This is a genomic window from Mycobacterium sp. MYCO198283 (genome assembly GCF_021213805.1).
Taxonomy (GTDB): Bacteria; Actinomycetota; Actinomycetes; order Mycobacteriales; family Mycobacteriaceae; genus Mycobacterium.
This window is the reverse complement of record NZ_JAJQJI010000001.1, coordinates 718,765-742,646: the sequence shown is the minus strand read 5'-3', so window position 1 is coordinate 742,646 and position 23,882 is coordinate 718,765. Positions and strand designations below refer to the sequence as shown.

Below are 23,882 nucleotides of genomic sequence, written 5' to 3'. Positions count from 1 at the left end.
CGTTCAGGCCCAGGGGTTCTCGAGCTGCCACAGCGAGGGCAGGTGCAGCGTCACCCCGTCGCGTTCGGCGAGCGCCGCGAGCACCGACATGGTGACGTCGAGGTCGTCGCCGGCGTAGGGCAGTGCGCGCAGCGGTTCGTCGAGGGAGCGGAAGAAGTCGTCCCAGTGGATGAGCACCGCGCGGCGCGCGCCGACGGCGCGCACGGTCTCGTTCCAGTAGTCGACGAGGTAGGACTCCGGTTGCAGCCCGAGCTGTCCGACGCCCAGGTAGACCGCGTCGGCGCGCTGCCCGGCCAGCGCGCCGGGCAGAAAGCCCGCGCTGCCCTGGACGAGGAGGCGCAGGCCGGTGGGCCGGTGGGCGACGAGCACCGACCAGGTGTCGCCGCACTTGTAAGCGGCGGCCTTGACGGGCGGCACCACCGGCTCGGTGATCGCGCCGGGGAACCGGTCCGGCGGGCAGTGCTCGGACGCGACGAGCGTGACGTCGTAGGGTCCGAAGCTCACCGGCTCGCCGGGCACCGGAACCACCAGCCGGTCCTCGGTCATGCCGTGGCCGCGGCCCACGTTGGCGGCGGACTCTCCGCCGACGAGCACGGCGCCGGTGCGTTCGGCGACGACGGCCGCGTCCATCGCGTGGTCGAAGTGGGTGTGCACGCAGATGACGGCTTGCAGGTCGGTGATGCCCGCGCGGTCCAGCGCCCGGCCGATGCGGTCGACGGAGGGGCGCAGCGCGCGCAACCCGACGGCCGCCAGGTTGGGCCGGGAGAAGAATCCGTCGGTGAGGAGCGCCGCCTCCCCGTCGTCGATCAGCAGCGTCGAGACCCCGAGCCAGGTGACGGTGACCGGCGCGTCGGAGCCCGCGGCGGGCACGTCGAAGCGGTCGGCGTACCGCTCGATGTCCGGCCGGCCGAGCTTGAGGCGCATGGCGACAGCGTACGGCGGCGGCGTGTTACGGCCGCTCGAAGTGCTGGTAATCGACCGGATCCCGCCAGGTGCCGCCCCAGGTCCAGCCGCGGCCGGTGAAGGCCCGCACCGCGGGGTCGCCGTCGCGCAGCAGGCCCGGTGCGTCGCGGCTGCGGTCGAGGTAGCGGCCGGCGGTGGCGGGCTGCAGGTCCCCGGCGCCGTCGAGATAGGGGTTGACGAGCGGGTTGACGTCGATTGCGCGGCCGGTGGCGTGCAGCGACCAGCGGCCGCTGGGTAACGGCCGACAGTTGAACGCCGAGGTGTTGTTGTCTCTCATCGACAGCTCGTCTTCGGCGCCGGGATAGGCGTCGACGGTCTGCATCCGGTGGATCGGATAGCGCAGCGCGAACAGCTCGTCGAAGATCGCCGTGGTGTCGGCGACGAGGTCGGCGTGGACGACCAGTTCGCCGCGGCGGGCGACGCCGTCGTCGTCGAGATACGGCACGGTGACCAGCCGCAGCTCGTCGGGCGGTGTGGGGCAGCCGGGTCGCCACGACGCGCCCAGCCGGGTCGCGTCGACGGTGCGCACGGGCGGCGGCGCCGGTTCGGGTGCCGGCGCGCTCGGGAGCGCAGCCGGCCGGTCAGGCGTCGGCGCGGGCGGTGCCGGCGACGATGCGCACCGGGTGACGGCGGCCGTGACGAGCAGCGCGCCGACGGCACGGCTGACCGCGGTGAGGCTGGGCATCCCCGCCGTGTCTACCAGCCCGGTCAGACCGCGGGCGACTTCTCCACGTCGTCGCGGTGGCGCAGTTCCTCGGCGAACCGCACGAGTTCCTCCTGGGACCGCGAGGACAGTCCGACGACGCGGGCGGCGATGCGACGCACCCCCTCTTCCCGCATGCCCGCCAGCGCGGTGAGCTCCTCGTCGAGCCGGGCGTAGTAGTCGTCGTCGGTGAAGTACGCCGGCTTGATCCGGAAGAACGCGGCGAGCGCCGCCATGGTGGCCGGTGACGGGTTGGTCCGGTTGCCCGACCGCAGCTGCGACAGGTACGGCGCCGACATGTTGACGCCCTCGGACCGCAGCGCCGCGATGACTTCGGCCGAGGTGTGCGGTCCGCGCCCCGGCGGATACACGGTGTCGAACAACCGGTTGAGCCTGGCGGCGAAGCTGGTGCGTTTCATCCGCGGACCCCTGCAGGGGCGTGGGAGGTGGACGCGGTGGTCCAACGTCGGGACATCGGCATGCAGTCACGCCCTTTCGTGCAAGTGGTAGGCCGCGCCGCCATCGCCGCCGCCGTTGCCGGTTGGCTAGTTTGCTCCCGCGAAGTTATACCACACGGCGCCGTAATCACAGCAACGTCACGGCGGAATCCCGCAGGATCAGCGTCGGTTTCCGGCGGGAACGGGCGCTGATCAGCGCAGACGGCGCTAGGCAGGGGCAGCTGCGGGCACGCCGCCCGCGCGGAATATGCGCACGTATGCAGATTTGGCAAAGGTGAAGGCGGAAGTCGTCCGGCGCCTCAGCCCGGTGGCCGGGTGATCCGGTTGTGGTCAGTGGATGCAGAGCACGCGCCTCAGCAGAAGGACGCGACGTCGATTCCCGCTGCGGTGAGCCGGCTTCGGACCGCGCGGGCGATGTCCACGGCGCCCGGCGAGTCGCCGTGAACGCACACCGACTCGACGTCGACGGCCACCGTCGAACCGTCGATCGCCACCACTTGGCGGTCGCGGACCATCGCGGCGACGCGATCGGCGATCTCGGCCGCGTCGTGCAGCACCGCACCCGGCTGCGAGCGCGGCACCAGCGAGCCGTCGGAACGGTAGGCGCGGTCGGCGAACGCCTCGTTCACGGTGTGCAGACCCGCCCGCGCGGCGGCGTCGAAGAAGGCCGAACCGGCCAGCCCGAGCACCGGAAGCGTCGGATCGACGGCCGCCACCGCCGCGGCAACGGCGCGGGCCTGCTCGTCGTGGCGCACGATGGCGTTGTACAGCGCGCCATGGGGTTTGACGTAGCGCACGGCGGTGCCTGCGGCGCGGGCGAGCCCCTGCAGCGCACCGAGCTGGTAGATGACGTCGGCGGTCAGGTCGGCCGGCGCGACGTCGATGAAGCGTCGCCCGAAGCCCGCGAGATCTCGATAGCTGACCTGCGCCCCGATGGTGACGCCGTTCGCCGCCGCGGCGCGGCACACCGCGAGCAGCCGGGTCGGATCACCCGCGTGGAAGCCGCATGCGACGTTCGCGCTGGTGACGATGTCGAGCATGGCTTCGTCGTCCCCGAGCTGCCAGACCCCGAAGCCCTCGCCGAGGTCGGCGTTGAGGTCCACACGCACCACGCTCCCAACCTTATCCACCAGGCCGGCAGCGCACCTGTAAATGACAACCGTTATCGTTAAGGCATGCGTTCTCCCCTGCAGACGATGCTCGCGGTCGTGGCGATCGCCGCCGGGGCCGGCTGCGCACCCGACGGCGCCGAGCCGTCCGCCGCGTCCGGTGAGAAGTGCCCGACGGACCCGGTGAACGTGGTGGTGAGCGTCAATCAGTGGAGCGACGTCGTGACCGCGATCGGGGGCCGGTGCGTCGAGGTGACGACGGTCCTCGCCGGATCCGCCGGCGACCCACACGACTTCGAGCCGGCGCCCGCTGACGCCGCCGCCTTCACCGGCGCCCGGCTCGTCGTGGTCAACGGCGGTCACTACGACGAGTGGGCAACCAAGCTCGCGCAGAGCTCGGCGCCCGACGCCCCGGTCGTCGACGCCGTCGAGGTCGGTGGCGGCGGTGAGAACCCCCACGTGTGGTACCGGCCCGCCACCGTGGTGGCCGTCGCCGATGCGCTGACCGCCCGACTCGGCGCGCTGGCCCCCGACGCCGCCGGTTACGTCGAGCAGCGTCGCGCCGCCTTCGGTGAGTCCCTGCAGCCGTATTTCGCCCGGATCGACGCCATCCGCGCCGTGGCGCCGGGCAGGGGGTACGCCGCGACCGAAAACGTCTTCGACGACATGGCAGCCGAGGTCGGCCTGACGAATCGGACGCCGCCGGGGTATGCGGCCGCGGTGTCCAACGAATCCGAACCCTCGCCCGCCGACGTCGATGCGTTCCTGACGCTTCTGCGCAACCGCGGCGTCGACGTGCTGATCGTCAACACCCAGACGCGAGGTGCCGGGCAGGACCAGCTGCGGGCCGCCGCGCAGCAGGCCCAGGTGCCGGTCGTGGAGGTCACCGAGACCATGCCCGCCGACGCCGCGTCGTTCCCGGCCTGGCAGGTCGAGCAGCTCACCGCCCTGGCGAAGGTGCTCGGTGCCGCCCCCTGAGGCCGCGGCCCTGCAGTTCGACGGCGTCAGCGCGGTGCGCGGCGGCCGGCTGGTGTGGTCGGAGGGCACCTTCGAGGTGCCGGCCGGCGGCATCGTGGCGGTCATCGGCTCGAACGGTTCGGGCAAGACGACGCTGCTGCAGGTGGTGCTGGGGCTCGTGCCGCCGGCGTCGGGCCGGGTCCGGGTGTTCGGTGCGCCGCCGGGAGCGGCCAACGACGCGATCGGATACGTGCCGCAGAACTATGTCGCCGGTGCGGGTGACGCCATCCGCGCCCGCGACGCGGTGACGCTCGGTATCACCGGCCGCCGCTGGGGGCTCGCCCGCACCAGCGCGGAGGACCGCCGGCGGGTCGACGAGGCGCTCGCCGCCGTCAACGCCACCGACTTCGCCGACGCCCGGCTCTCGCAGCTCTCCGGCGGCCAGCGGCAGCGCATCGCGATCGCTCACGCGCTGGTGGCCCGGCCGCGCATGCTGATCCTCGACGAGCCGCTGGCGTCGCTCGACCTGCGCAGCCAGCACGAGTTGGTCGCGCTGCTCGCCCGGCTCAACGGCGAGCTGGGTATGACGATCCTGGTGGTCGCCCATGATCTGGCCCCGCTGCTCGGGGTGCTCACCAGCGCGATCTACCTGCTCGACGGGCACGCGCACCACGCGCCGATCGGCACGGTCGTCGACGCCGACCTGCTCACCCACCTGTACGGCAGCGACGTCGACGTGGCGCACACGCTGCAGGGCCAGCTGTACAAGCGGACGACGCCGTGACCGCGCTCGCGGTGATCGGCTACCAGCAGAACTGGTGGCGCATCCTGACCTCCGACTTCATGCGACATGCGCTGCTCGGCGGCACCGTCGTGGCGCTCGCCGCCGGACTCATCGGCTATTTCGTCGTCGTGCGCCAGACCGCGTTCGCCGCGCACGCGCTGGCGCACATCGGCTTGCCGGGTGCCACCGGGGCGGTGCTGGTGGGGGCGCCCGTCGTCGTGGGGCTCGCGGTGTTCTGCATCGGCGGCGGGCTGGTGATCGGGGCGCTGGGCAAGCGGGCCGGCGAACGCGAGGTCGCGACGGGCACGGTGTTGGCGCTGGCCACCGGTTTCGGGCTGTTCTTCAGCTCGCTGGCCACCCGCAACTCGTCGACGCTCACCAACGTGCTGTTCGGCAACTTGCTGGCGATCACGCCGCAACAGCTCGTCGGGTTCGCGGCGCTGTTGGTGGTGCTCGCGGTCGCGATGGCGGCGATCTGCCGGCCGCTGCTGTTCGCGTCGGTGGACGCCCAGGTCGCCGAGGCCAAGGGCGTGCCGGTTCGGCTGCTGTCGGTGATCTTCATGGCGCTGCTCGGCCTCACCGTGACGATGGCGGTGCAGGCCGTCGGTGCGCTGCTGTTGTTCGCGCTCGTCGTCACCCCGGCCGCCACGGCCATCATGTTGACCGCCGCGCCCGGCCGCGCCATCCTGCTCTCGACTGTCATCGGCTTGACATCGGTGTGGACCGGCATCGTGGTGTCGGCGGTCTTCAACCTGCCGCCGAGCTTCGTCATCGTCACCATCCCGTGCCTGCTGTGGCTGGCGGTCTGGTCGGTCACCGCGAGCGTGCGTGTCGGTTCGCCGACACGCCGTGCGGGCTGACATTCCGCGCACCTTCGGCACGCCCGGGGCCCTTCGCTACTGTCACAGACCGTGACATCTCAGTGGGCGCCGACGCGGCTCGGCGATCTGACCGGCACCCGCATCGTCGTCACCGGCGCCACCAACGGGATCGGCTTCGCGACCGCGCGGGCACTGGCCAAGGCCGGCGCGCACGTCGTGCTGGCGGTCCGCAACACCGGGTTGGGCGAGCAGCGCGCGGCGGAGATCGGCGGCGACACGTCGGTCGTCGAGCTGGACCTCGCCGACCTGTCTTCGGTGCAGGCCTTCCCCGACCTCCTCGACGGGGACGTCGACGTCCTGGTGAACAACGCCGGCGTCGTCGCGCAGCAGCGCACGGAGACCGTGGACGGCTTCGAGCTGACGCTGGGCACGAACTTCCTCGGCCCGTTCGCGCTCACGAATCTGCTGTTCGAGCGGGTGCGGTCGAAGATCGTCATCGTCGGCTCCGACGCCCACAAGCTCGGCGCGGTGTTCTCGTTCGACGACCCGCACCTGCGCAGCAGCCGGTGGTCGGCGTTTCCGGCCTACGCCCGCTCGAAGCTCGCGACGATGCTGTGGGGCCTCGAGCTCGACCGCCGGCTGCGGGAGGCGCATGTGCCGGTGTCGGCGTACTTGACCCATCCGGGGTGGGTCGCGTCGAACCTCACCAATGTCGCCGACACCCCGGTGTTCGCGGCGTTCCACAAGGCGGCCACGGTGGTCGCGGGTCTGCTCGCCAACGACATCGACGCCGGCGCGGCACCCACGCTGTACTGCCTGTCCGAGCCGATCCCGCCCGGCAGCTACGTCGGCATCGACAGCCGGCTCGGGCTCAAGGGCGGCCCGACGCTCAGCGGCCGGTCCGCGATGGCGTCCGACTACGCGGCCGCGAAGCGGTTGTGGGAGTTCGCCGAACGGGAGACCGGCACCACGCTTCCGGTCTGATCGGCCACTAGCGGCGCAGCGTCCGCCGCTCGTCGGCCAGGAACCGCAGCGCCGCCGCCACGCCGGCGGGGGTCTCGACGCGGTAGCGGGCCGCGGTGTCACCGTCGCCGACCTTGACGCCGACGTCGGGCGGGCGCAGCCGGCGGAACACCTTCTCGTCGGTCACGTCGTCGCCGAAGAAGACCGCGCCGCAGGCGCCGTGCTGCTCGCGCAGGATGTCGAACGCCTGCCCCTTGTCGGTGTGGATGACCGCGAACTCGATGACCGCCTTGCCGGTGGTGATCTGCGCGTCCCACTCCTGCGCCGCGGTCTCGGCGTCTCGCAACGCTTTTCGGCCGTCCTCGGCGGAGGCGTTGCGGACGTGCAGCGCGGCGCTGACGGGTTTCTGCTCGACCGTGACGCCGGGGTAGTGCTCGGCGATCCGGGTGAGCGAGTCGACGATCCGCTCCAGCAGCGCCTCGGCGGCGTCGTCCACCTGGTGCACGAAGCCGGTGTCGAATTCGGAGCCGTGGCTCCCGACGAGCACTACCGCGTCGGGCGCCCGGGACAGCGCCTGCAGGTCGCGCAGCGCCCGGCCGGAGATCAGCGCCGCGGTGGTGTCGGGCAGTTCGGCGACCGCCGCCAGCGCGTCGGCCGCTTCGGGCAGCGGCACGGCGTCGCCCGGCCGGTCGACGATGGGCGCCAACGTGCCGTCGTAGTCGCTTGCCACCAGCAGCCGCGGCACCCCGGCCAGCGAACGGAGCGCATCCCGCAGGTCGGCGGGCAGGGATTCGGTCACAGCCGCACAACCCTAGATCTTCGGATGGTCCTCGTCGCCGATGAGCAGCCGGACGGCCAGGTCGAGCCGCTTGCCGACGTCGGTCGCCGACGCGCGGCGGGTGAGCCACGCCAGCAGGTTCGACAGCCACACGTCGGAGATGACGCGGGCGATGTGGAATTGGTCCTCGGTGGGCTCGCCGTCGCTCATCGCGCGGGCGAACATGGTGTCCATCAGCTTGCCGACGTGGTCGACCTCGCCGGCCGCGGACGCGTCGGCGAACACGAACGCCCGGGTCATGGCCTCGGTGAGCAGCGGGTTGCGCTGCATCGAGCGGTTCAGCCGGCTGATCATCTGGTGCAGCCGCTCATAGGGCGTCCCGCCCAGCGCGTTCCTGTCGGTCTTGGCCTCGATCCGCTCGAACTCCCGGCCGAGCGCCGACACCAGCAGGTGCACCTTCGACGGGAAGTAGCGGTACAGGGTGCCGACGGCGACGTCGGCGCGTTCGGCGACGGCGCGCATCTGCACCGCTTCGTAGCCGCCCTTCGACGCGATGGCGAGCGTGGCGTCGAGGATGCGCTTGCGCCGCTCGCGCTGCGCTTCCGAGCCGAGCTCCGATTCGGCCAGGGCGGGCACCGTCAGCACGCGGCGCTGACGCGGCTCGGGTGACGGGCCCGGCTTGGCCTGCGCTGGTGTCGACATGGTGTGTCCCTGGCTCCTTCGTGACGACCTCTGCGCGAAACGATACGCAAGCCGGGCGGACATTTCTCGGCGAGGTGACGACGGCAACAGCAGATGTGCTGCTGCGATGGCCCCGGACGAACCCGCCGCGGCGGCGTCTATTAGAACACGTTCTAGTACGCTGCAGGTGCGTCCGCACCGTCGAGCCGGACCGCGCGAGGAGATCCCCATGGCGTCAGCGAGCACGACCGACCATCAGGCAGCCGTCCGCGATCTGGTGCGGTCCTGGGCCCCCACCTCGGGTTCGATCGAGGCCGTCCGCGCGGTCGAGCAGGGGGATCCCGACGCGTGGCTCAAGCCGTTCCGGGCCGCCGCCGAGCTCGGCCTGTTCGGCGTGGCGGTGCCCGACGAGCGCGGCGGCGCGGGCGGCACCGTCGCGGACCTGTCGGCGATGATCGAGGAGGCCGGCCGGGCGCTGGTCCCCGGGCCGGTGGTCAGCACCGCGCTGGCGGCGCTGCTGCTCGGACACGGCGGCGACGACGCCCTGGCGGCGCTGGTCGAGGGGCAGCGCTCCGCGGGCATCGCGACCGCGGCGGAGCTGGCGTTCGCCGGTGGCACCGTGTCGGGCGCCGTCGCGCTCGCGCCGGGTCTGCGCGCCGGCGAGCTGCTGTTGGCGCCCGCGCCGCAGGGCTGGCTGCTCATCGACACCGACACCGACACCGCCGAGGTCACCGCGCTCGACCCCACCGACTTCTCGCGTCCGCTCTCCCGGGTCCGGTTCGACGGCGCGCCGGCCACGCTGCTCGACGTCGACGCGCAGCGGGCAACCGACCTGTGGCTCGCGCTCGCGGCGGCGGAGTCCGCCGGCATCGCCCGCTGGGCGCTGCACACCGCGGTCGACTACGCTAAGGTGCGCGAGCAGTTCGGCAAGCCGATCGGCAGCTTCCAGGCGATCAAGCATCTCTGCGCCAACATGCTGTGCCGCACGGAGGAGGCCGAGGCCGCCGCCGCCGACGCCGCCCGGGCCGCGACGGCATCCCCCGAGCAGCTCGCCGTCGCGGCGACGGTGGCCGGCGGCACCTGCCTGGACGCGGCGATCGCCAACGCCAAGGACGCCATCCAGGTGCTCGGCGGCATCGGCTTCACCTGGGAGCACGACGCGCACCTGTACCTGCGCCGGGCGTACGCCAACAAGAAGGCGTTCGGCGACACCGCGCGGTGGCGGCGCCGGGCGGTGGACCTCACCCGCGGCGGCGCGCGCCGCGTGCTGGCCGTCGACCTCGGCGACGCCGGCGACCTCGACGCGTTCCGGGCGGGCGTGGCCCGAGACGTCGCCGGCATCGCCGCCCTGCCCGACGCCGAGCGTCAGCGGGCGCTCGCCGAGACGGGCCTGCTGGCGCCGCACTGGCCGAAGCCCTACGGCCGCGACGCCTCGCCCGCCGAGCAGCTGGTGATCGACGCCGAGTTGGCGAAGGCCGGCGTGCGTCGTCCCGACATCTCGATCGGCTGGTGGGCGGCGCCGACGATCCTCGACAACGGCACGCGCGAGCAGATCGACCGCTTCATCCCGGCCACCCTGACCGGTGACGTGTACTGGTGCCAGCTGTTCAGCGAGCCCGGCGCCGGCTCCGACCTGGCGGCGCTGCGCACGAAGGCCACGAAGACCGACGGTGCGCACCCGAGGAGCAATGGCAGACCGGGCTGGGTGCTCAACGGCCAGAAGGTGTGGACCTCCTCGGCGACGAAGGCGAACTGGGGTATCTGCCTGGCGAGATCGGACCAGAGCGCTCCAAAACACAAGGGCATCACCTACTTCCTGGTCGACATGGCGTCACCGGGCATCGACATCCGGCCGCTGCGCGACATCACCGGCGAGGCGCTGTTCAACGAGGTGTTCCTCGACGACGTGTTCGTGCCCGACGAGCTGGTGGTCGGCTCCCCGGGCGACGGCTGGAAGCTCGCCCGCACCACACTGGCCAACGAGCGCGTCGCGATGGCGACCGGCGGCGCGCTCGACCAAGGCCTCGAGGACCTGTTGAGTCAGCTCGGGGACACGGAGCTCGACCCGCTGCAGATCGACCGGCTCGGCGCGCTCGTCATCTCCGGGCAGTCCGGCAGCCTGCTCGACCGGGCGATCGCCGAGCTCGCGGTGGGGGGCCACGACCCGGGCCCGCAGTCGAGCGTGCGCAAGCTGCTCGGTGTGCGGTTCCGCCAGGCGCTCGCCGAGGCGACGATGGACTTCAGCCAGGACGGCGGCGTCGTCTTCAACGAGGCGACGAGCTACTTCCTCAACACCCGCTGCCTGTCGATCGCCGGCGGCACCGAGCAGATCCTGCTCACCCTCGCCGCCGAGCGGCTGCTGGGGTTGCCGCGCTAGCTGAACCGCGCCTGTGCGCAGGTGCTCGGCGAGGTGATGTTGACGCCGGTGTACACCACCTGGATCTCCGCGCAGACGATGAAGTCCTTGTCGGTCACGGGCTGGCCGTTGTACCAGGACGTCGGGATGGTGTCGCCGTTGAGCTGGTACTTCTCGACCGGCCCGTCGCCGAAGTAGATCGTCGTCAACTCGATCTGGCTGAGCGATTTGAACAGCCGGGTGTTCGGTGCGTTGAAGTCCGTTTCCAGGAAGATCGTGCGGTCGTTCGAGCGCAGCGTGGTGGTCTGCCGCGCCCACAGGTCCGGCGGGAAGCCGGTGGGGCCGTCGGGGGTGCGCAGGTTCGCCGCCGCCTGCCAGAAGCACCGCTTCTCGGCCAGCCGGCAGTCGGCCCGGGTGTGCACTTCCAGCTGCGTCACCGGGTCGATGGGGAACGTCGAGTCGGCGGTGTCCACGGCCGCCGAGGCCGACGGGGCGCCGAACAGTCCGGCCGCCGTGACCGCAGCCGCTGCGCACAGCCTCGCCAGCACCTTCACGCTTCCCTCCCTCCGGATCGCCGAATGGTAGCTGGCGGTCACTCGTCGTAGGTCACTTCGACCGAATCGGACACCGGCAGCGCCTGGCAGGCCAGGATCAGCCCCTCGTCGAGATCGGATTGCTCCAGGACGTCGTTGATCGCCAGCTCGACCTCGCCGCGGCGCTTGAGCACCGCGCACGCCCCGCAGTGCCCTTCGCGGCAGGAGAACGGCGCGTCGAGCCCCTTCGCCAGCAGCACGTCGAGCAGCTTGGCGTTGCGCGGCCAGTCGACGGTGTGCGTCTCGCCGTCGAGCTCGACCACCGCCGACGCCGGGACGCGCTCGTCGTCGGGATCGGCCTCCACCGTCACCGCGGCGAACGGGTCGCCCTCCAGCGAGCGGAACACCTCGATGTGCAGCCGCTCGGCGGGCACCCCGATGTCGGTGAGCGCCGAGCGGGTGCACTCCATGAACGGACCCGGTCCGCAGATGAACGCCTCGTGGTCGGCATAGGGCGCGGCGAGCCGGGCCCAGGCGGTGGTGTTCGGCACGCCCTGCACGCTCTCCAGCCAGTGCACGACGGTCAACCGGTCGGGGTAGGTGGCCGCCAGCTCGCGCAACGTCGCCGCGAAGATCACCGACTGCTCGTCGCGGTTGGCATACAGCAGCACCACCCGGCCGCTGCCCGTCGCGAGCGCCGACTTGCAGATGGCCATCAGCGGGGTGATGCCGCTGCCACCGGCGACCAGCAGTAAGTCGGTGTCCAGGTCGGCCGGCACGAAGGTGCCCGACGGCGCCAGCACGTGCAGCGACATGCCCGGGCGGGCGTGGTCGCACAGCCAGTTGGAGCCGTAGCCGTCGACGGTCCGCTTCACGGTCACCGTCATCGCGTCGTCGGTGTGCGGTGAACTCGACAGCGAGTAGCAGCGCGCCACCGAACCGGTGCGGTCGCTGGGGATGCGCAAGGTCAGGAATTGGCCGGGCCGGTACCGCAGCTTCTCGGGGGCGATCGTCGCACCGTCGGGGACGGCGAAGACGATCGACTTGGCGTCGGAGGTCTCCTCGATGACGTCGGCGACGGTCAGCTCCAGGACGTGGGTCCCCAGCGGTTCGTCCGGTGCGCGTGCCGTCACCGCTCACTCCTCTCGCCCATAACTAGAACAAGTTACAGAAATTGGGCGCCGCAGGTCCAGGAGCCGCAGGCTCACGCCGCTCGACACGAATCGTAACGTGTTCTAATCTTCGGATAGTGAGTCCAGCCCGGGAGGTTGCCGTGACGTCCATTCAACAGCGCGACGCGCAGTCGGTGCTCGCCGGCATCGACGACCTGCTGCCGACCATCGCCGCGCGCGCCACGGAAGCCGAGGAACGGCGTCGCCTGCCCGACGCGACGGTGGCCGAGCTGGACGAGGTCGGTTTCTTCAAGCTGCTGCAGCCCGAGCAATGGGGCGGCCTGCAGTGCGATCCGACGCTGTTCTACGAAGCGGTGCGCCGGCTCGCCAGCGCGTGCGGTTCCACCGGGTGGGTGTCGTCGATCATCGGCGTGCACAACTGGCACTTGGCGCTGTTCGATCAGCGTGCGCAGGAGGAGGTGTGGGGAGACGACGCCACCGTCCGCGTGTCGTCGTCCTACGCCCCGATGGGGGCCGGCACCGTCGTCGACGGCGGCTATCTGGTGAGCGGCGCCTGGCAGTGGTCGTCGGGCTGCGACCACGCGACCTGGGCGTTCCTCGGCGGCCCCGTCATCAAGGACGGCCGGCCCGTCGACTTCGGCAGCTTCCTCATCCCGCGTGCCGACTACCGCATCGACGATGTGTGGAACGTGGTGGGGCTGAAGGGAACCGGCAGCAACACCGTCGTCGTGCAGGACGTGTTCGTGCCGCGGCACCGGTTCCTGTCCTATAAGGCGATGAACGACGGCACCGCCGGCGGCTACCAGACCAACACCGCCCCCGTCTACCGGATGCCCTGGGGCACCATGCATCCCACCACCATCACCGCACCGATCATGGGAATGGCCTACGGCGCCTACGCCGCACACGTGGAGCACCAGGGCAAGCGCGTCCGGGCGGCGTTCGCCGGCGAGAAGTCGAAGGACGATCCGTTCGCGAAGATCCGCATCGCCGAGGCCGCGAGCGATATCGACGCGGGCTGGCGTCAGCTGATCGGCAACGTCGGCGACGAGTACGCGCTGCTGACCTCGGGGCGGGAGATCCCGTTCGAGCTGCGCGCCAAGGCCCGTCGCGACCAGGTGCGCGCCACCGCCCGCGCCATCGCGTCCATCGACATGCTCTTCGAGGCGTCGGGTGCCACGGCGCTCGAGCTCGACAAGCCGGTGCAGCGGTTCTGGCGCGACGCCCATGCCGGCCGGGTGCACGCCGCCAACGAGCCCGAGCGGGCCTACCTGATCTTCGGCAACCACGAGTTCGGGCTGCCCCCGCAGGACACGATGGTCTGATGACCTCCTACATCAAGCAGGTCGAGACGCAGGTCGACGTCACCTTCGAGGGGACGTCGCGCTACGCCGAGGTGCAGGCCCGGGCGGCGGGGGATGGCGATCGCACGCTGCGGCTGCACTACCACGAGGCCGGCGTCAGCCACGACAAGACGGTGGTGCTGCTGCACGGCGGCGGCCCCGGCGCGTCGAGCTGGTCGAATTTCGGCCGCAACATCGAGGTGCTCGCGCAGCACTATCACGTGCTTGCCGTCGACCAGCCCGGCTACGGGCACTCCGACAAGCTCACCGAGCACGAGCAGTACAACCGCTACAGCGCGAGCGCGCTGCTCGGGCTGTTCGACCACCTCGGCATCGAGCGCGCCGACCTCGTCGGCAACTCGCTCGGCGGCGGCACCGCGGTGCGGTTCGCCCTCGACCACCCGAAGCGCGCCGGCCGGCTGGTGCTGATGGGCCCCGGCGGGTTGAGCGTCAACCTGTTCGCACCCGACCCGACCGAGGGCGTCAAGCTGCTGGCCAAGTTCAACACGGAGCCGACGCGGGAGAACCTCGAGGCGTTCCTGCGGATCATGGTCTTCGACCAGCGCCTCGTCACTGCGGAGCTCGTCGAGGAGCGGTTCGCCATCGCGAGCACGCCCGAATCGCTCGCCGCCACCCGCGCGATGGGAAAGTCGTTCGCGGGTAGCGACTTCGAGCTCGGCATGATGTGGCGCGAGGCCTATCAGCTGCGGCAACGCGTGCTGCTCATCTGGGGCCGCGAGGACCGGGTGAACCCGCTCGACGGTGCGCTGGTGGCGCTCAAGCAGATCCCGCGGGTGCAGCTGCACGTGTTCGGGCAGTGCGGCCACTGGGCGCAGCTGGAAAAGTTCGACGAGTTCAACCAGCTCACCATCAACTTCTTGGGGGAGTAGCCAGATGAGCATCCGGTCGCTGGGGTATCTGCGCATCGAGGCCACCGACATGTTCGCGTGGCGCGACTACGGGCTCAAGGTGCTCGGCATGGTCGAGGGCAAGGGCGCCAACCCCGAGGCCCTGTACCTGCGCATGGACGAGTTCCCGGCCCGCCTGGTCATCGTGCCCGGCGAGCGCGACCGGCTGCTGGACTCCGGCTGGGAGACGGCCAATGCCGCCGGGCTGCAGGAGATCCGCAACGCGCTCGACGTCGAGGGCGTGCCGTACAAGGAGGCCACCGCGGCCGAACTGGCCGACCGGCGGGTCGACGAGATGATCCGCTTCCAGGATCCGTCGGGCAACTGCCTGGAGGTGTTCCACGGCGTCGCGCTCGAGCACCGCCGTGTCGTCAGCCCGTACGGGCACAAGTTCGTCACCGAGGAGCAGGGGCTCGGGCACGTGGTGCTCACCACCCGCGACGACATGGAGACGCTGCACTTCTACCGCGACGTGCTCGGGTTCAAGCTGCGCGACTCGATGCGGCTGCCACCGCAGCTCGTCGGCCGGCCCGCCGACGGCGCGCCCGCGTGGCTGCGCTTCCTCGGCGTCAACCCGCGCCACCACAGCCTGGCGTTCATGCCCGGCGAAACCCCCAGCGGCATCGTGCATCTGATGATCGAGGTCGAGAACGCCGACGACGTCGGGCTGTGCCTCGACCGGGCGCTGCGCCGCAAGGTCCCGATGTCGGCCACGCTCGGCCGGCACGTCAACGACAAGATGCTGTCGTTCTACATGAAGACACCGGGCGGCTTCGACGTCGAATTCGGTTGTGAGGGGCTGGAAGTCACCGACGACAACTGGGTGGCGCGCGAGTCGACGGCCGTCAGCCTGTGGGGTCACGACTTCAGCGTGGGTTTCCAGCCGCAGTGACCGTGCCCGCAGCCATCGACCCCCGCACGTTCCGCAGCGTGCTGGGACAGTTCTGCACCGGCATCACGGTCATCACGGCGATGTCTGAAGGCGCCACGGGCGCCGTACCGGTCGGATTCGCCTGCCAGTCCTTTGCGGCGCTGTCGCTCGAGCCGCCGCTGGTGCTGTTCTGCCCCACCAAGGCGTCGCGATCCTGGCAGGCCATCGAGGCCAGCGGCCGGTTCTGCGTCAACGTGCTGGGCGAGGACCAGAAGCCGGTCTCGGCCCGCTTCGGCTCCCGCGAGCCCGACAAGTTCGCCGGAATCGACTGGAAGCTCTCGCCGCTGGGCTCACCGATCATCAGCGGCTCGCTGGCGCACATCGACTGCACCGTGGCGTCGGTGCACGACGGCGGGGATCACTTCGTGGTCTTCGGCGCGGTGCATTCGCTGTCCGACGTGCCCAAGACGGCGCCCCGACCGCTGCTGTTCTACCGCGGCCAATACACCGGCATCCAGCCGGACAAGAATTCGCCCGCGCACTGGCGCGACGACCTCGAGGCGTTCCTCACCGCCACCACCGCCGACACCTGGCTGTAGCGGCTCGGGCTCCCCGAACCGGCCGCCGACGGTAACGCCAGGGCGGAGATCGAGTGGATCCGCCGCCCTGGCGTTACGGTCGGTGTCAGATGCGCGTGCCGCGCCGCGCGCCCACGCGGGTCCAGATGAGCAGCGCGATGACGGCGCCGATCACCGAGCCGATGATGCCGGCGGGCTGCAGGAAACCGCTCGACGCGTCCTTGCCGAACAACAGGTAGCCCAGGAAGCCACCGATGAACGAGCCGACGATCCCGAGCAGGATGGTCGCCGGGATCGACATGTGCTGCTTGCCAGGGACGAGCAGCCGGGCGAGCGCGCCGGCGAGCAGCCCGATGACGAGGAGGCTGACGATGAGTCCGATCATGGTCGTTGTCTCTTTCGTGTCGTGTCCTGGAGCGCCTGTCGTGGCTGCTCCCGCCGGACGGGTGCCCGGCGCTGGCTCTAGCCAACCCCCTTAAGGGTGGTGGCACCACACCCTTGGGTAGGTAACTTCGCTCTGATGACAGCGACGCCGGATCGTCCGATCACCGTCGCCTTGATCGACGACTACGACGTCGTGGTCGCCGGGGTGGCGAACATGTTCGACCGCTACCGCGACCGGGTGGTGGTGGCCGAACTGGATACGAACATGTCGCTGCACGACACCGTGGACATCGCCATGTACGACTCCTTCGCGCAACCGGAGTCCGACCACCGGGAGATCGCCGAGCTGGTCGCCAATCCCCGGGCGTCCCGGGTGGTCGTCTACACCTGGAACTTCCACCCCGATCTGATCCGCAGCGCGCAGCAACAGGGTGCCGACGGATATCTGTCGAAGACGCTGCCCGCCCGCGAGCTCGTGGCGGCGCTCGAGGCCGTCCACGCCGGGGAGAAGGTGGTCAGCGATCCGCCGCCGCGGGCGCGCAGTGTCGCCGGCCTGGACTGGCCCGGTCGCGGCGAGGGGCTCAGCGATCGGGAGTCGGAGATCCTGGCGCTGATCACCCAGGGCAAGAGTAACGCCGAGGTCGCGGCGCTCACCTATCTGAGTCCCAACACCGTGAAGTCCTACATCCGCACGATCTACCGCAAGATCGGGGTGGGCAGCCGCACGCAGGCCGTGCTGTGGGGCGTGGCGCACGGCTTCACACCCGACCACCGCCGCATCGACCACTGGCGCGGCGGACCCTGACAGCCCGCGCTCCTCCGCGGGCGGACTGCCATACTCAACCGCATGTGTCCGCCGTCACAGGAGAGTGGTCGATGAGCGCACCGGTACCGACAGGTCTGCGACGGGTCGTCGCCGCATCGATGGCCGGCACCGTCGTCGAGTGGTACGAGTTCTTCCTCTACGGCACGGCCGCCACGCTCGTGTTCAACAAGGTGTTCTTCGCCGACACCGGCAGCGAGCTCGACGGCATCATCGCCGCATTTCTCACCTACGCAGTCGGATTCGTCGCTCGCCCGCTGGGCGGCATCGTGTTCGGGCACTTCGGCGACAAGTACGGCCGCAAGAAGTTGTTGCAGTTCAGCCTGCTGTTGGTCGGCGCCGCGACGTTCCTCATGGGTTGTCTGCCCACCTTCGGCCAGGTCGGCTATTGGGCGCCGACACTGCTGGTCATCCTGCGGTTCCTGCAGGGCTTCGCCGTCGGCGGCGAGTGGGGCGGCGCGGTGCTACTGGTCGCCGAGCACAGCCCGAACCGCTCCCGCGCTTTCTGGTCGAGCTGGCCGCAGGCGGCGGTTCCCGTGGGCAACATGCTGGCCACCGTTGTGCTGCTGGTGCTGACGTGGACGCTCTCGGACGCCGCCTTCTTGTCGTGGGGCTGGCGCGTCGCGTTCTGGCTGTCGGCGGTGGTCGTGCTGATCGGCTACTACATCCGCACCAAGGTGTCCGACGCGCCGATCTTCCTCGAGGCCCAGCAGGAGGTGGAGCGCGTCAAGGCCGTGTCATACGGCCTGGTGGAGGTGCTGCGTCGGTATCCGCGCGGGGTGCTCGTCGCCATGGGGCTGCGTTTCGGCGAGAACATCCTGTATTACCTGCTGGTCATCGTCTCGATCACCTATCTGAAGGCGGAGGTGGGCGCAGACACCGGTGACATCCTGTTGTGGCTGCTCATCGCTCATCTGGTGCACTTCTTGGTGATCCCGCAGGTGGGCCGGCTGTCCGACCGCTTCGGCCGCCGCCCGGTATACATCGTCGGCGCGGTGGGCGGCGCCGCGTGGGGCTTCTTCGGGTTTCCGTTGATGAACACCGCGAACTACCTCTTCATCATCCTGGCGATCACCGTGGGCCTGGTCATCCACGCGCTGATGTACGCGTCGCAGCCGGCGATCATGGCCGAGATGTTCCCGACGCGCATGCGCTACTCCGGGGTGTCGATCGGCTACCAGGTGACCTCGATCGTCGCGGGCTCGCTGGCGCCGGTGATCGCGGTCAAGCTGCTCGACAGCTACGGCACGTGGGTGCCGATCGCGATCTACCTCGCCGTCGCGTGCGGCGTCACCCTCCTCGCCGCCCTGTTCATGCGCGAGACCAAGGGCGTCGAATTGGAGGCCGTCGACGAGGCCGACCGCGAAGACCTCGCGAAAAGCGGTGTGCTGTGACCGAACTGGCGGGCCGCGCCGCGCTGGTCACCGGCGGCGCGAGCGGCATCGGCGCCGCCTGTTGCGCCGCGCTGGCGCGCCGTGGTGCGACGGTCACGGTGGTGGACGTCGACGGCGAGGCCGCGACCCGGGTGGCCGACGAGATCGGCGGGCGGGCGTGGCAGCTCGACCTGCTCGACACCGGGGCGCTCGAGGAGCTGCGGCTGCAGACCGACATCCTGGTGAACAACGCCGGCATCCAACACGTCTCGCCGATCGCCGACTTCCCGCCCGCGAAGTTCCGCACGATTCTCACCCTCATGCTCGAGGCGCCGTTCCTGCTCATCCGCGCCGCGCTGCCGCACATGTACGCGGGCCGCTTCGGCCGCATCATCAACATCTCGTCGGTGCACGGCCTGCGGGCCTCGGAGTACAAGTCCGGCTACGTCACCGCCAAGCACGGCCTCGAAGGGCTCAGCAAGGTGACCGCGCTGGAGGGCGGCCCGCACGGCGTCACCAGCAACTGCGTCAACCCGGGCTACGTGCGAACACCCTTGGTGGAGAAGCAGATCGGCGACCAGGCCCGCACGCACGGCATCGGTGAGGACGAGGTCGTCGAGAAGATCATGCTCGCCGAGAGCGCGATCAAGCGGCTCGTCGAGCCCGACGAGGTCGCGTCGCTCGTCGCGTGGCTCGCTTCACCCGCCGCGGCGATGGTCACCGGCGCGTCCTACACCATGGACGGCGGCTGGAGCGCCCGCTAGCGCACTTCGGCTTCGAGGCGGCGCAGGTACTCCGCCGGCGGCGCCAACAGCTGCGAACTGCCGTGCGCGCGTTTGAAGTACAGGTGCATGTCGTGCTCCCACGTGATCGCGATGCCGCCGTGGATCTGGATCCCGTCGGCCGCCACCGCGCTGAACGCCTCGCTCGCCAGCACCCGGGCCAGCGCGACGTTCGCGGCGGTCGGTTCGGTGAGCGCCTCGTCGACGACGGCCGTCGCGGACTGCACCTCGACGTACAGGTCGGCCATCCGGTGCTTGAGTGCCTGAAAGCTGCCGATCGGCCGGCCGAACTGCACCCGCTCCTTGGCGTAGGCGACGGTCAGGTCCAGGCAGCGCGCGGCGGCCGCGACCTGCTCGACCGCCAAGAGCAGCGCGGCGGTGTCGGCCAGACCGGGGTCGGCGCCCAGCGGTGCCGTCTCGCCCGGGGTGAGCCGAGCGAGCCGGCGGGTCGGGTCCATCGACACCAGTGGTTCGGCGTCGAACGACGTCCAGCGCGACAGCGTTCCGTCCGCGGTCCCGACGACCACATCCGCGACGTCGCCGTTGACGACGAACCCGGGGTCGAAGACGACCGCCCCGATCGACTCGCCGGCCGCCAACGCCTCCAGCGCGTCGGTGTCTGCTTCGTCGGCGGCCAGCAGCGCCAGCTCGGCGAGCGTGGTGCCCAGCAGCGGCGTCGGCACCAGGTTGCGGGCCAGTTCGGCCAGCACGACGGCCGCATCGGCGAGCTCACCGCCGGCGCCGCCCAGCTGCTCCGGCACGACGAGCGCGGCCGCGCCGACCTGTTCGCAGAGCAGCGTCCACAGCTGCTCGTCGTAGCCGCGCGGCGACTCGAACGCCCGCCGCACCGCCTCCGGGTCGGCGTGCTTCTCCACCAGCGCGGCGACGGTCTGCCGCAACAACTCCCGTTCGTCGCTCATGCGCTCAACGCCTCCAGCACCCGCCGCCGATGCCACACCGGGTCGCCCCACGCCGAGCGCAGCGCCTGCACCCGCAGCAGTAGCAGCGACAGGTCGTGCTCCTGGGTGTAGCCGATGGCGCCGTGGGTCTGCAGCCCGGTCCGGGCGGCACGCAGCGCCGCATCCGAGGCGGCGGCCTTCGCGGCGCTCACGTCCCGACCCGCGGTCGGGGAGTGCTCCTGCAACGACACCGCGGCGCCGTACACCAGCGGGCGAGCCAGCTCGACGGCGATGTACACGTCGGCCAGCGCGTGCTTGATGGCCTGATAGCTGCCGATCGCCCGGCCGAACTGGTGTCGCTGCTTGGCGTACTCCACCGAGCCGTCGAGGATCGCCTGCCCGGCGCCGACCAACACCGCTGCGGTGGCCAGCGCTCCGAGCTCGAAAGCGCGTGCCACGTCCGCCGGCTGGGCGTCGCCGCTGCCGGTCACGTCGAACAGCCGGCGGGCCGGGTCGACGGAGGCGTGCTGCGCACCGGCCGTGGCGTCACGCACCGCGCCGTCCTCGGCGAGCAGCACCAGCCCGGCGGTGTCGGCGTCGACGGCCCGCGGTGCGTGCGGCGGCAGCGCCACGGTGGCGGTCAACTCACCGGCGGCCAGCCCGGCGCTGCGCTCGTCGGACGCGAGCAGCGTCGGCGCCACCGCGAGAGACTCGACGACCGGCCCGGGCACGCCGGCGTAGCCGAGCCGTTCGAGCGCGACCACCAGGTCGACGGTCTCGGCGCCGATGCCGTCGAACTCCTCGGCCACCGCGAGCGCGGGCACGCCGAGCTCGGCGAGCGTCGACCAGATCGCGTGGCCCGGCCCGGGATCGCCGGCCGCCCAGGCGCGGGTGGCGGCGGGCACGTCGGCCGCCCGCAACGCCGCGTCGATGGAGGCGGCGAAATCCCGCTGCCCCTCGTCGATCTCGAAGTTCACCTGTCGGTCCCCTTGCTCTCGCGGGGCAGGCCGAGCAACCGCTCGGCGATGATGTTGCGCTGGATCTCGTTGGTGCCGGCGTAGATCGGGCCGCCGAGGGAGAACAGCAGCCCCTCGGTCCAGCGGTAGTCGTCCGCTTCGCGTGCGGGAAAGTCGACGAGCTCGCCGTCCGCCCCCCGCAGATCCAGCGCGGTCTGGTGCAGCGCCACGTCGAGCTCGGACCAGAACACCTTGGTGATCGATGATTCGGCGCCCAGCTCGCCGCCGTTCGCCAGCCGGGTGACGGTGCCGAAGGTGTGCAGCCGGTAGGCCTGTGCCTTGATCCAGGCGTCGGCCACCCGGTCGGTGTAGGCGGCAGGACGCCCGTGCGCAGCCCACGAGGCGACCAGCCGCTCGGCCGGCGCCAGGAACCGCGCCGGGCTGCGCAGCGACATACCGCGCTCGTTGCTCGACGTGCTCATGGCCGCGCGCCAGCCGTCGTTCGGCTCGCCGATCACGTCCTCGTCGGGCACGAACACGTCGTCTAGGAAGATCTCGCCGAACCCGGTCTCGCCGCCGAGCTGCGCGATCGGCCGCACGGTGACGCCGTCGGCGTGCAGGTCGAACATCAGATACGTGAGCCCCCGGTGGCGCTGGGCGGCGGGGTCGGAGCGAAACAGCCCGAAGGCGCGCTCGCCGAACGGCGCCCGCGAGCTCCAGATCTTCTGGCCGTTGAGCAGCCAGCCGCCGTCGGTGCGTGTCGCGGTCGACCGCAGCGACGCCAGGTCACTGCCCGACTCCGGCTCCGACCATGCCTGCGCCCAGATCTCCTCGCCGCTGGCCATCTTCGGCAGGATCCGGTCCCGCTGCTCCTTGGTCCCATGCGCGAACAGCGTGGGCGCCAGCATCGAGGTGCCGTTGGCGCTGGCCCGGCCGGGTGCCCCGGCGCGGAAGTACTCCTCCTCGAACACCACCCACTGCAGCAGCGTGGCGTCGCGGCCGCCGTACTCCTTGGGCCACGCGATCACCGACAGCCCGGCGTCGTAGAGCCGACGGTCCCAGGCGCGGTGCTGCTCGAAGCCCTCCGCGGTGTCGTAGGACTTGGTCGGGAAGTGTTCGCGGTGGGCGGTGAGGAATCCGCGCACCTCGGCGCGGAAGTCCTCGGTCGCCTCGTCGAATGCCAGGTCCACTACTTCATCTCCCGCAGTTGGGGTTTGACCACCTTGCCGCCGGCATTGCGCGGCAATGCGTCGACGAACGCCACGAACCGCGGCGTCTTGAAGTTCGCCAGCTGCTCCCGCGCGTACGCGATGACGGCGCCGGCGTCGAGGTCAACGCCGGGGCGGCGGACGACGAACGCCTTGCCCACCTCGCCGAGCCGCTCGTCGGGAACACCGATGACCGCGACGTCCGCGACGCCGTCGAGCCGGGCCAGCACCTGCTCGACTTCCGCCGGGTAGACGTTGAACCCGCCGCAGATGTACATGTCCTTGAGCCGGTCGGTGATGGTGAGGTTGCCGCGGTCGTCGACGGTGCCGATGTCGCCGGTGTGCAGCCAACCGTCGGCGTCGACGGCTGCGGCGGTGGCGTCCGGGTCGTCGAGGTAGCCGAGCATCACGTTCGGTCCGCGCAGCAGCACCTCGCCGCTGGGCTCGTCGATGCGCAGCTCGAAGTCGGCGATCGGCCGCCCGCACGTCGTGGCGACGGTCACCGCGTCGTCGTCCGGGCGGCACATCGTCCCGAAGCCGCTGGCCTCGGTGAGCCCGTACGCGGTGAGCACGATGTCGATGTCGAGTTCGGATTGCATGCGCTCGATGAGCACGACGGGCACGGTCGCCGCGCCGGTCACCGCGAATCGCAGCGAGCTCAGGTCGTAGTCGCCGCGGCGCGGATGGTCGAGCAGCACCTGGTAGATGGTCGGCGGCCCGGGCAGCACGGTGATGCGGTGCTCGGCGACGGCGGCCATGGCCTGTTCGGGGTCGAACGTGAGCTGCGGGATCAGCGTGGCCCCGGTCTGCAGGCAGGCCAGGATGCCGGCCTTGTAGCCGAAGTTGTGGAAGAACGGGTTGATGCAGAGGTAGCGGTCGGCCTCGGAGAGCCGCCCGCAGGCCGCCCAGGCCGCCGACGCCGACAGCGACTGCCGGTGCGCGCACAGCACGCCCTTGCTGCGGCCGGTGGTGCCGGACGTGAAGAGGATGTCGCTGACGTCGTCGGGCGTGACGGCGGCCGAACGCGCGTCCACCGCAGCCAGCTCGGTGCCGCGCGCCACGAAGTCGTCCCAGGTGCCGTCGGCCTCGTCGACGGGCACCCGGACGATCTCGCGCAACGCGGGCAGGGCCGCCCGGTCGAGCGCCGCCGCCTTGTCGGCCCCGAGGAAAACCCCCGACGCGAACAGCAGCGGCGCTCGGGTGCGGGCCAGGATGTCGGTGGCCTCGGCCGCGGTGTAGCGCGTGTTCAGCGGCACCACCACGGCGCCGGCGTGGTGCGTCGCCAGGCAGGCGACCACCCAGTGCCAGGTGTTGGGCGACCAGATCGCGACGCGGTCGCCCGCTGCCACGCCCGCGTCGATGATCGCTGCGGCGGTTCGACGCACCTCGTCGCGCAGCGCGGCGTAGCTGAGCCGGCGGTCGGGGGTCACGACGGCGTCGCGGTCGCCGAATCGAGCGGCCGTCGACGCGAGCACGGCGGGAATGGTCAGCGCGCCGCGGGTCATCGATGCTCCTCTA

24 protein-coding genes and 1 pseudogene are annotated in these 23,882 nt (G+C 71.1%); 12 read left to right on the top strand and 13 right to left on the bottom strand.

Annotated elements, in window-relative coordinates; translation table 11 throughout:
• Positions 1–3: 3 nt before the first annotated feature.
• The 4 genes from LV457_RS03860 to LV457_RS03845 all read right to left on the bottom strand — a co-directional run bounded on the left by LV457_RS03860 (position 4) and on the right by LV457_RS03845 (position 3,236).
• The gene (locus LV457_RS03860) at positions 4–924 is read right to left on the bottom strand and encodes an MBL fold metallo-hydrolase (protein ID WP_232169101.1); all 921 of its coding nucleotides are present in this window, start codon (positions 922–924) and stop codon (positions 4–6) included.
• A gap of 25 nt (positions 925–949) precedes the next feature.
• A complete protein-coding gene (locus LV457_RS03855; protein WP_232169099.1) occupies positions 950–1,648 on the bottom strand; it encodes a M15 family metallopeptidase in 699 nt (232 codons plus the stop codon).
• A 23-nt stretch (positions 1,649–1,671) separates the two neighbouring features.
• Positions 1,672–2,085, bottom strand: a complete 414-nt coding sequence (locus tag LV457_RS03850) for a helix-turn-helix domain-containing protein (RefSeq protein ID WP_232169097.1) — start codon at positions 2,083–2,085, stop codon at positions 1,672–1,674.
• Between the two features lie 392 nt (positions 2,086–2,477).
• On the bottom strand, positions 2,478–3,236 hold the full coding sequence (locus tag LV457_RS03845; protein WP_232169096.1) for a LamB/YcsF family protein: 759 nt from the start codon (positions 3,234–3,236) through the stop codon (positions 2,478–2,480).
• A 63-nt stretch (positions 3,237–3,299) separates the two neighbouring features.
• Between LV457_RS03845 and LV457_RS03840 the strand changes: the two genes are divergently transcribed.
• The 4 genes from LV457_RS03840 to LV457_RS03825 are packed head-to-tail and all read left to right on the top strand — an operon-like array spanning position 3,300 to position 6,779.
• The gene (locus tag LV457_RS03840) at positions 3,300–4,211 is read left to right on the top strand and encodes a metal ABC transporter solute-binding protein, Zn/Mn family (RefSeq protein ID WP_232169095.1); all 912 of its coding nucleotides are present in this window, start codon (positions 3,300–3,302) and stop codon (positions 4,209–4,211) included.
• On the top strand, positions 4,198–4,974 hold the full coding sequence (locus LV457_RS03835; RefSeq protein ID WP_232169094.1) for a metal ABC transporter ATP-binding protein: 777 nt from the start codon (positions 4,198–4,200) through the stop codon (positions 4,972–4,974). The genes LV457_RS03840 and LV457_RS03835 overlap by 14 nt, the downstream gene beginning before the upstream one ends.
• A 59-nt stretch (positions 4,975–5,033) precedes the next feature.
• Positions 5,034–5,834, top strand: a complete 801-nt coding sequence (locus LV457_RS03830) for a metal ABC transporter permease (protein WP_232169236.1) — start codon at positions 5,034–5,036, stop codon at positions 5,832–5,834.
• Positions 5,835–5,885: 51 nt separating this feature from the next.
• Positions 5,886–6,779 carry an SDR family NAD(P)-dependent oxidoreductase gene (locus LV457_RS03825; protein ID WP_232169093.1) on the top strand — a complete coding sequence of 298 codons (894 nt, stop codon included), beginning with the start codon at positions 5,886–5,888 and terminating at the stop codon, positions 6,777–6,779.
• A 19-nt stretch (positions 6,780–6,798) separates the two neighbouring features.
• Here LV457_RS03825 and otsB read toward each other — a convergent pair.
• Both otsB and kstR read right to left on the bottom strand, forming a co-directional pair.
• Positions 6,799–7,557: pseudogene (otsB, locus tag LV457_RS03820) on the bottom strand (trehalose-phosphatase); the annotation flags it as partial.
• Between the two features lie 12 nt (positions 7,558–7,569).
• Positions 7,570–8,172, bottom strand: a complete 603-nt coding sequence (gene kstR / locus LV457_RS03815) for a cholesterol catabolism transcriptional regulator KstR (protein WP_232169235.1) — start codon at positions 8,170–8,172, stop codon at positions 7,570–7,572.
• 274 nt (positions 8,173–8,446) lie between these two features.
• Between kstR and LV457_RS03810 the strand changes: the two genes are divergently transcribed.
• Entirely contained in the window at positions 8,447–10,594 is a 2,148-nt protein-coding gene (locus tag LV457_RS03810; RefSeq protein WP_232169091.1) for an acyl-CoA dehydrogenase, read from the top strand.
• Here the strand turns inward: LV457_RS03810 and LV457_RS03805 are convergent.
• Positions 10,591–11,127, bottom strand: a complete 537-nt coding sequence (locus LV457_RS03805; protein WP_232169088.1) for a hypothetical protein — start codon at positions 11,125–11,127, stop codon at positions 10,591–10,593. The genes LV457_RS03810 and LV457_RS03805 overlap by 4 nt on opposite strands.
• A 38-nt stretch (positions 11,128–11,165) precedes the next feature.
• A complete protein-coding gene (locus LV457_RS03800; RefSeq protein ID WP_232169086.1) occupies positions 11,166–12,239 on the bottom strand; it encodes a ferredoxin--NADP reductase in 1,074 nt (357 codons plus the stop codon).
• A gap of 140 nt (positions 12,240–12,379) precedes the next feature.
• On the opposite strand from LV457_RS03800, the gene hsaA reads away from it, so the two are divergent.
• The 4 genes from hsaA to hsaB are packed head-to-tail and all read left to right on the top strand — an operon-like array spanning position 12,380 to position 15,960.
• Positions 12,380–13,564, top strand: coding sequence for a 3-hydroxy-9,10-secoandrosta-1,3,5(10)-triene-9,17-dione monooxygenase oxygenase subunit (gene hsaA, locus LV457_RS03795; protein ID WP_232169085.1), 1,185 nt, complete (start codon positions 12,380–12,382; stop codon positions 13,562–13,564).
• Positions 13,564–14,472 carry a 4,5:9,10-diseco-3-hydroxy-5,9,17-trioxoandrosta-1(10),2-diene-4-oate hydrolase gene (hsaD, locus tag LV457_RS03790; protein WP_232169084.1) on the top strand — a complete coding sequence of 303 codons (909 nt, stop codon included), beginning with the start codon at positions 13,564–13,566 and terminating at the stop codon, positions 14,470–14,472. The genes hsaA and hsaD overlap by 1 nt, the downstream gene beginning before the upstream one ends.
• Positions 14,473–14,476: 4 nt before the next feature.
• The gene (gene hsaC / locus LV457_RS03785) at positions 14,477–15,382 is read left to right on the top strand and encodes an iron-dependent extradiol dioxygenase HsaC (RefSeq protein WP_232169083.1); all 906 of its coding nucleotides are present in this window, start codon (positions 14,477–14,479) and stop codon (positions 15,380–15,382) included.
• A gap of 2 nt (positions 15,383–15,384) precedes the next feature.
• Positions 15,385–15,960 carry a 3-hydroxy-9,10-secoandrosta-1,3,5(10)-triene-9,17-dione monooxygenase reductase subunit gene (gene hsaB / locus LV457_RS03780; RefSeq protein ID WP_232169082.1) on the top strand — a complete coding sequence of 192 codons (576 nt, stop codon included), beginning with the start codon at positions 15,385–15,387 and terminating at the stop codon, positions 15,958–15,960.
• A gap of 85 nt (positions 15,961–16,045) precedes the next feature.
• On the opposite strand, the gene LV457_RS03775 is transcribed toward hsaB, so the two are convergent.
• Complete coding sequence (locus tag LV457_RS03775) at positions 16,046–16,324, bottom strand: GlsB/YeaQ/YmgE family stress response membrane protein (RefSeq protein WP_232169081.1); 279 nt, start codon at positions 16,322–16,324, stop codon at positions 16,046–16,048.
• Positions 16,325–16,459: 135 nt separating this feature from the next.
• Between LV457_RS03775 and LV457_RS03770 the strand changes: the two genes are divergently transcribed.
• The 3 genes from LV457_RS03770 (at position 16,460) to LV457_RS03760 (ending at position 19,283) form a co-directional block, all read left to right on the top strand.
• Positions 16,460–17,128 carry a response regulator transcription factor gene (locus tag LV457_RS03770; protein WP_232169079.1) on the top strand — a complete coding sequence of 223 codons (669 nt, stop codon included), beginning with the start codon at positions 16,460–16,462 and terminating at the stop codon, positions 17,126–17,128.
• Positions 17,129–17,199: 71 nt separating this feature from the next.
• On the top strand, positions 17,200–18,540 hold the full coding sequence (locus LV457_RS03765; RefSeq protein ID WP_232169077.1) for an MFS transporter: 1,341 nt from the start codon (positions 17,200–17,202) through the stop codon (positions 18,538–18,540).
• On the top strand, positions 18,537–19,283 hold the full coding sequence (locus LV457_RS03760; protein WP_232169074.1) for a 3-hydroxybutyrate dehydrogenase: 747 nt from the start codon (positions 18,537–18,539) through the stop codon (positions 19,281–19,283). Before LV457_RS03765 ends, LV457_RS03760 begins: the two co-directional genes overlap by 4 nt.
• Here LV457_RS03760 and LV457_RS03755 read toward each other — a convergent pair.
• The 4 genes from LV457_RS03755 to fadD3 are packed head-to-tail and all read right to left on the bottom strand — an operon-like array spanning position 19,280 to position 23,869.
• Positions 19,280–20,221 (bottom strand): acyl-CoA dehydrogenase family protein, encoded by a 942-nt coding sequence (locus tag LV457_RS03755; protein WP_232169072.1) that lies wholly within the window; start codon positions 20,219–20,221, stop codon positions 19,280–19,282. The two genes, LV457_RS03760 and LV457_RS03755, sit on opposite strands and share 4 nt — an antisense overlap.
• Entirely contained in the window at positions 20,218–21,177 is a 960-nt protein-coding gene (locus LV457_RS03750) for an acyl-CoA dehydrogenase family protein (protein ID WP_232169070.1), read from the bottom strand. The genes LV457_RS03755 and LV457_RS03750 overlap by 4 nt, the downstream gene beginning before the upstream one ends.
• Positions 21,174–22,346 (bottom strand): acyl-CoA dehydrogenase family protein, encoded by a 1,173-nt coding sequence (locus LV457_RS03745; RefSeq protein WP_232169069.1) that lies wholly within the window; start codon positions 22,344–22,346, stop codon positions 21,174–21,176. Before LV457_RS03745 ends, LV457_RS03750 begins: the two co-directional genes overlap by 4 nt.
• A complete protein-coding gene (fadD3, locus tag LV457_RS03740; RefSeq protein WP_232169068.1) occupies positions 22,346–23,869 on the bottom strand; it encodes a 3-((3aS,4S,7aS)-7a-methyl-1,5-dioxo-octahydro-1H-inden-4-yl)propanoate--CoA ligase FadD3 in 1,524 nt (507 codons plus the stop codon). Before fadD3 ends, LV457_RS03745 begins: the two co-directional genes overlap by 1 nt.
• Positions 23,870–23,882 lie beyond the last annotated feature (13 nt).

Excerpts from the sequence above, each read along its gene's own strand:
- LV457_RS03860 (WP_232169101.1), bottom strand. The coding sequence starts at position 924 with ATGCGCCTCAAGCTCGGCCGGCCGGACATCGAGCGGTACGCCGACCGC.
- LV457_RS03855 (WP_232169099.1), bottom strand. The coding sequence starts at position 1,648 with ATGCCCAGCCTCACCGCGGTCAGCCGTGCCGTCGGCGCGCTGCTCGTC.
- LV457_RS03850 (WP_232169097.1), bottom strand. The coding sequence starts at position 2,085 with ATGAAACGCACCAGCTTCGCCGCCAGGCTCAACCGGTTGTTCGACACC.
- LV457_RS03840 (WP_232169095.1), top strand. The coding sequence starts at position 3,300 with ATGCGTTCTCCCCTGCAGACGATGCTCGCGGTCGTGGCGATCGCCGCC.
- LV457_RS03830 (WP_232169236.1), top strand. The coding sequence starts at position 5,034 with ATGCGACATGCGCTGCTCGGCGGCACCGTCGTGGCGCTCGCCGCCGGA.
- LV457_RS03810 (WP_232169091.1), top strand. The coding sequence starts at position 8,447 with ATGGCGTCAGCGAGCACGACCGACCATCAGGCAGCCGTCCGCGATCTG.
- hsaD (WP_232169084.1), top strand. The coding sequence starts at position 13,564 with ATGACCTCCTACATCAAGCAGGTCGAGACGCAGGTCGACGTCACCTTC.
- hsaC (WP_232169083.1), top strand. The coding sequence starts at position 14,477 with ATGAGCATCCGGTCGCTGGGGTATCTGCGCATCGAGGCCACCGACATG.
- LV457_RS03775 (WP_232169081.1), bottom strand. The coding sequence starts at position 16,324 with ATGATCGGACTCATCGTCAGCCTCCTCGTCATCGGGCTGCTCGCCGGC.
- LV457_RS03770 (WP_232169079.1), top strand. The coding sequence starts at position 16,460 with ATGACAGCGACGCCGGATCGTCCGATCACCGTCGCCTTGATCGACGAC.
- LV457_RS03765 (WP_232169077.1), top strand. The coding sequence starts at position 17,200 with ATGAGCGCACCGGTACCGACAGGTCTGCGACGGGTCGTCGCCGCATCG.
- LV457_RS03755 (WP_232169072.1), bottom strand. The coding sequence starts at position 20,221 with ATGAGCGACGAACGGGAGTTGTTGCGGCAGACCGTCGCCGCGCTGGTG.
- fadD3 (WP_232169068.1), bottom strand. The coding sequence starts at position 23,869 with ATGACCCGCGGCGCGCTGACCATTCCCGCCGTGCTCGCGTCGACGGCC.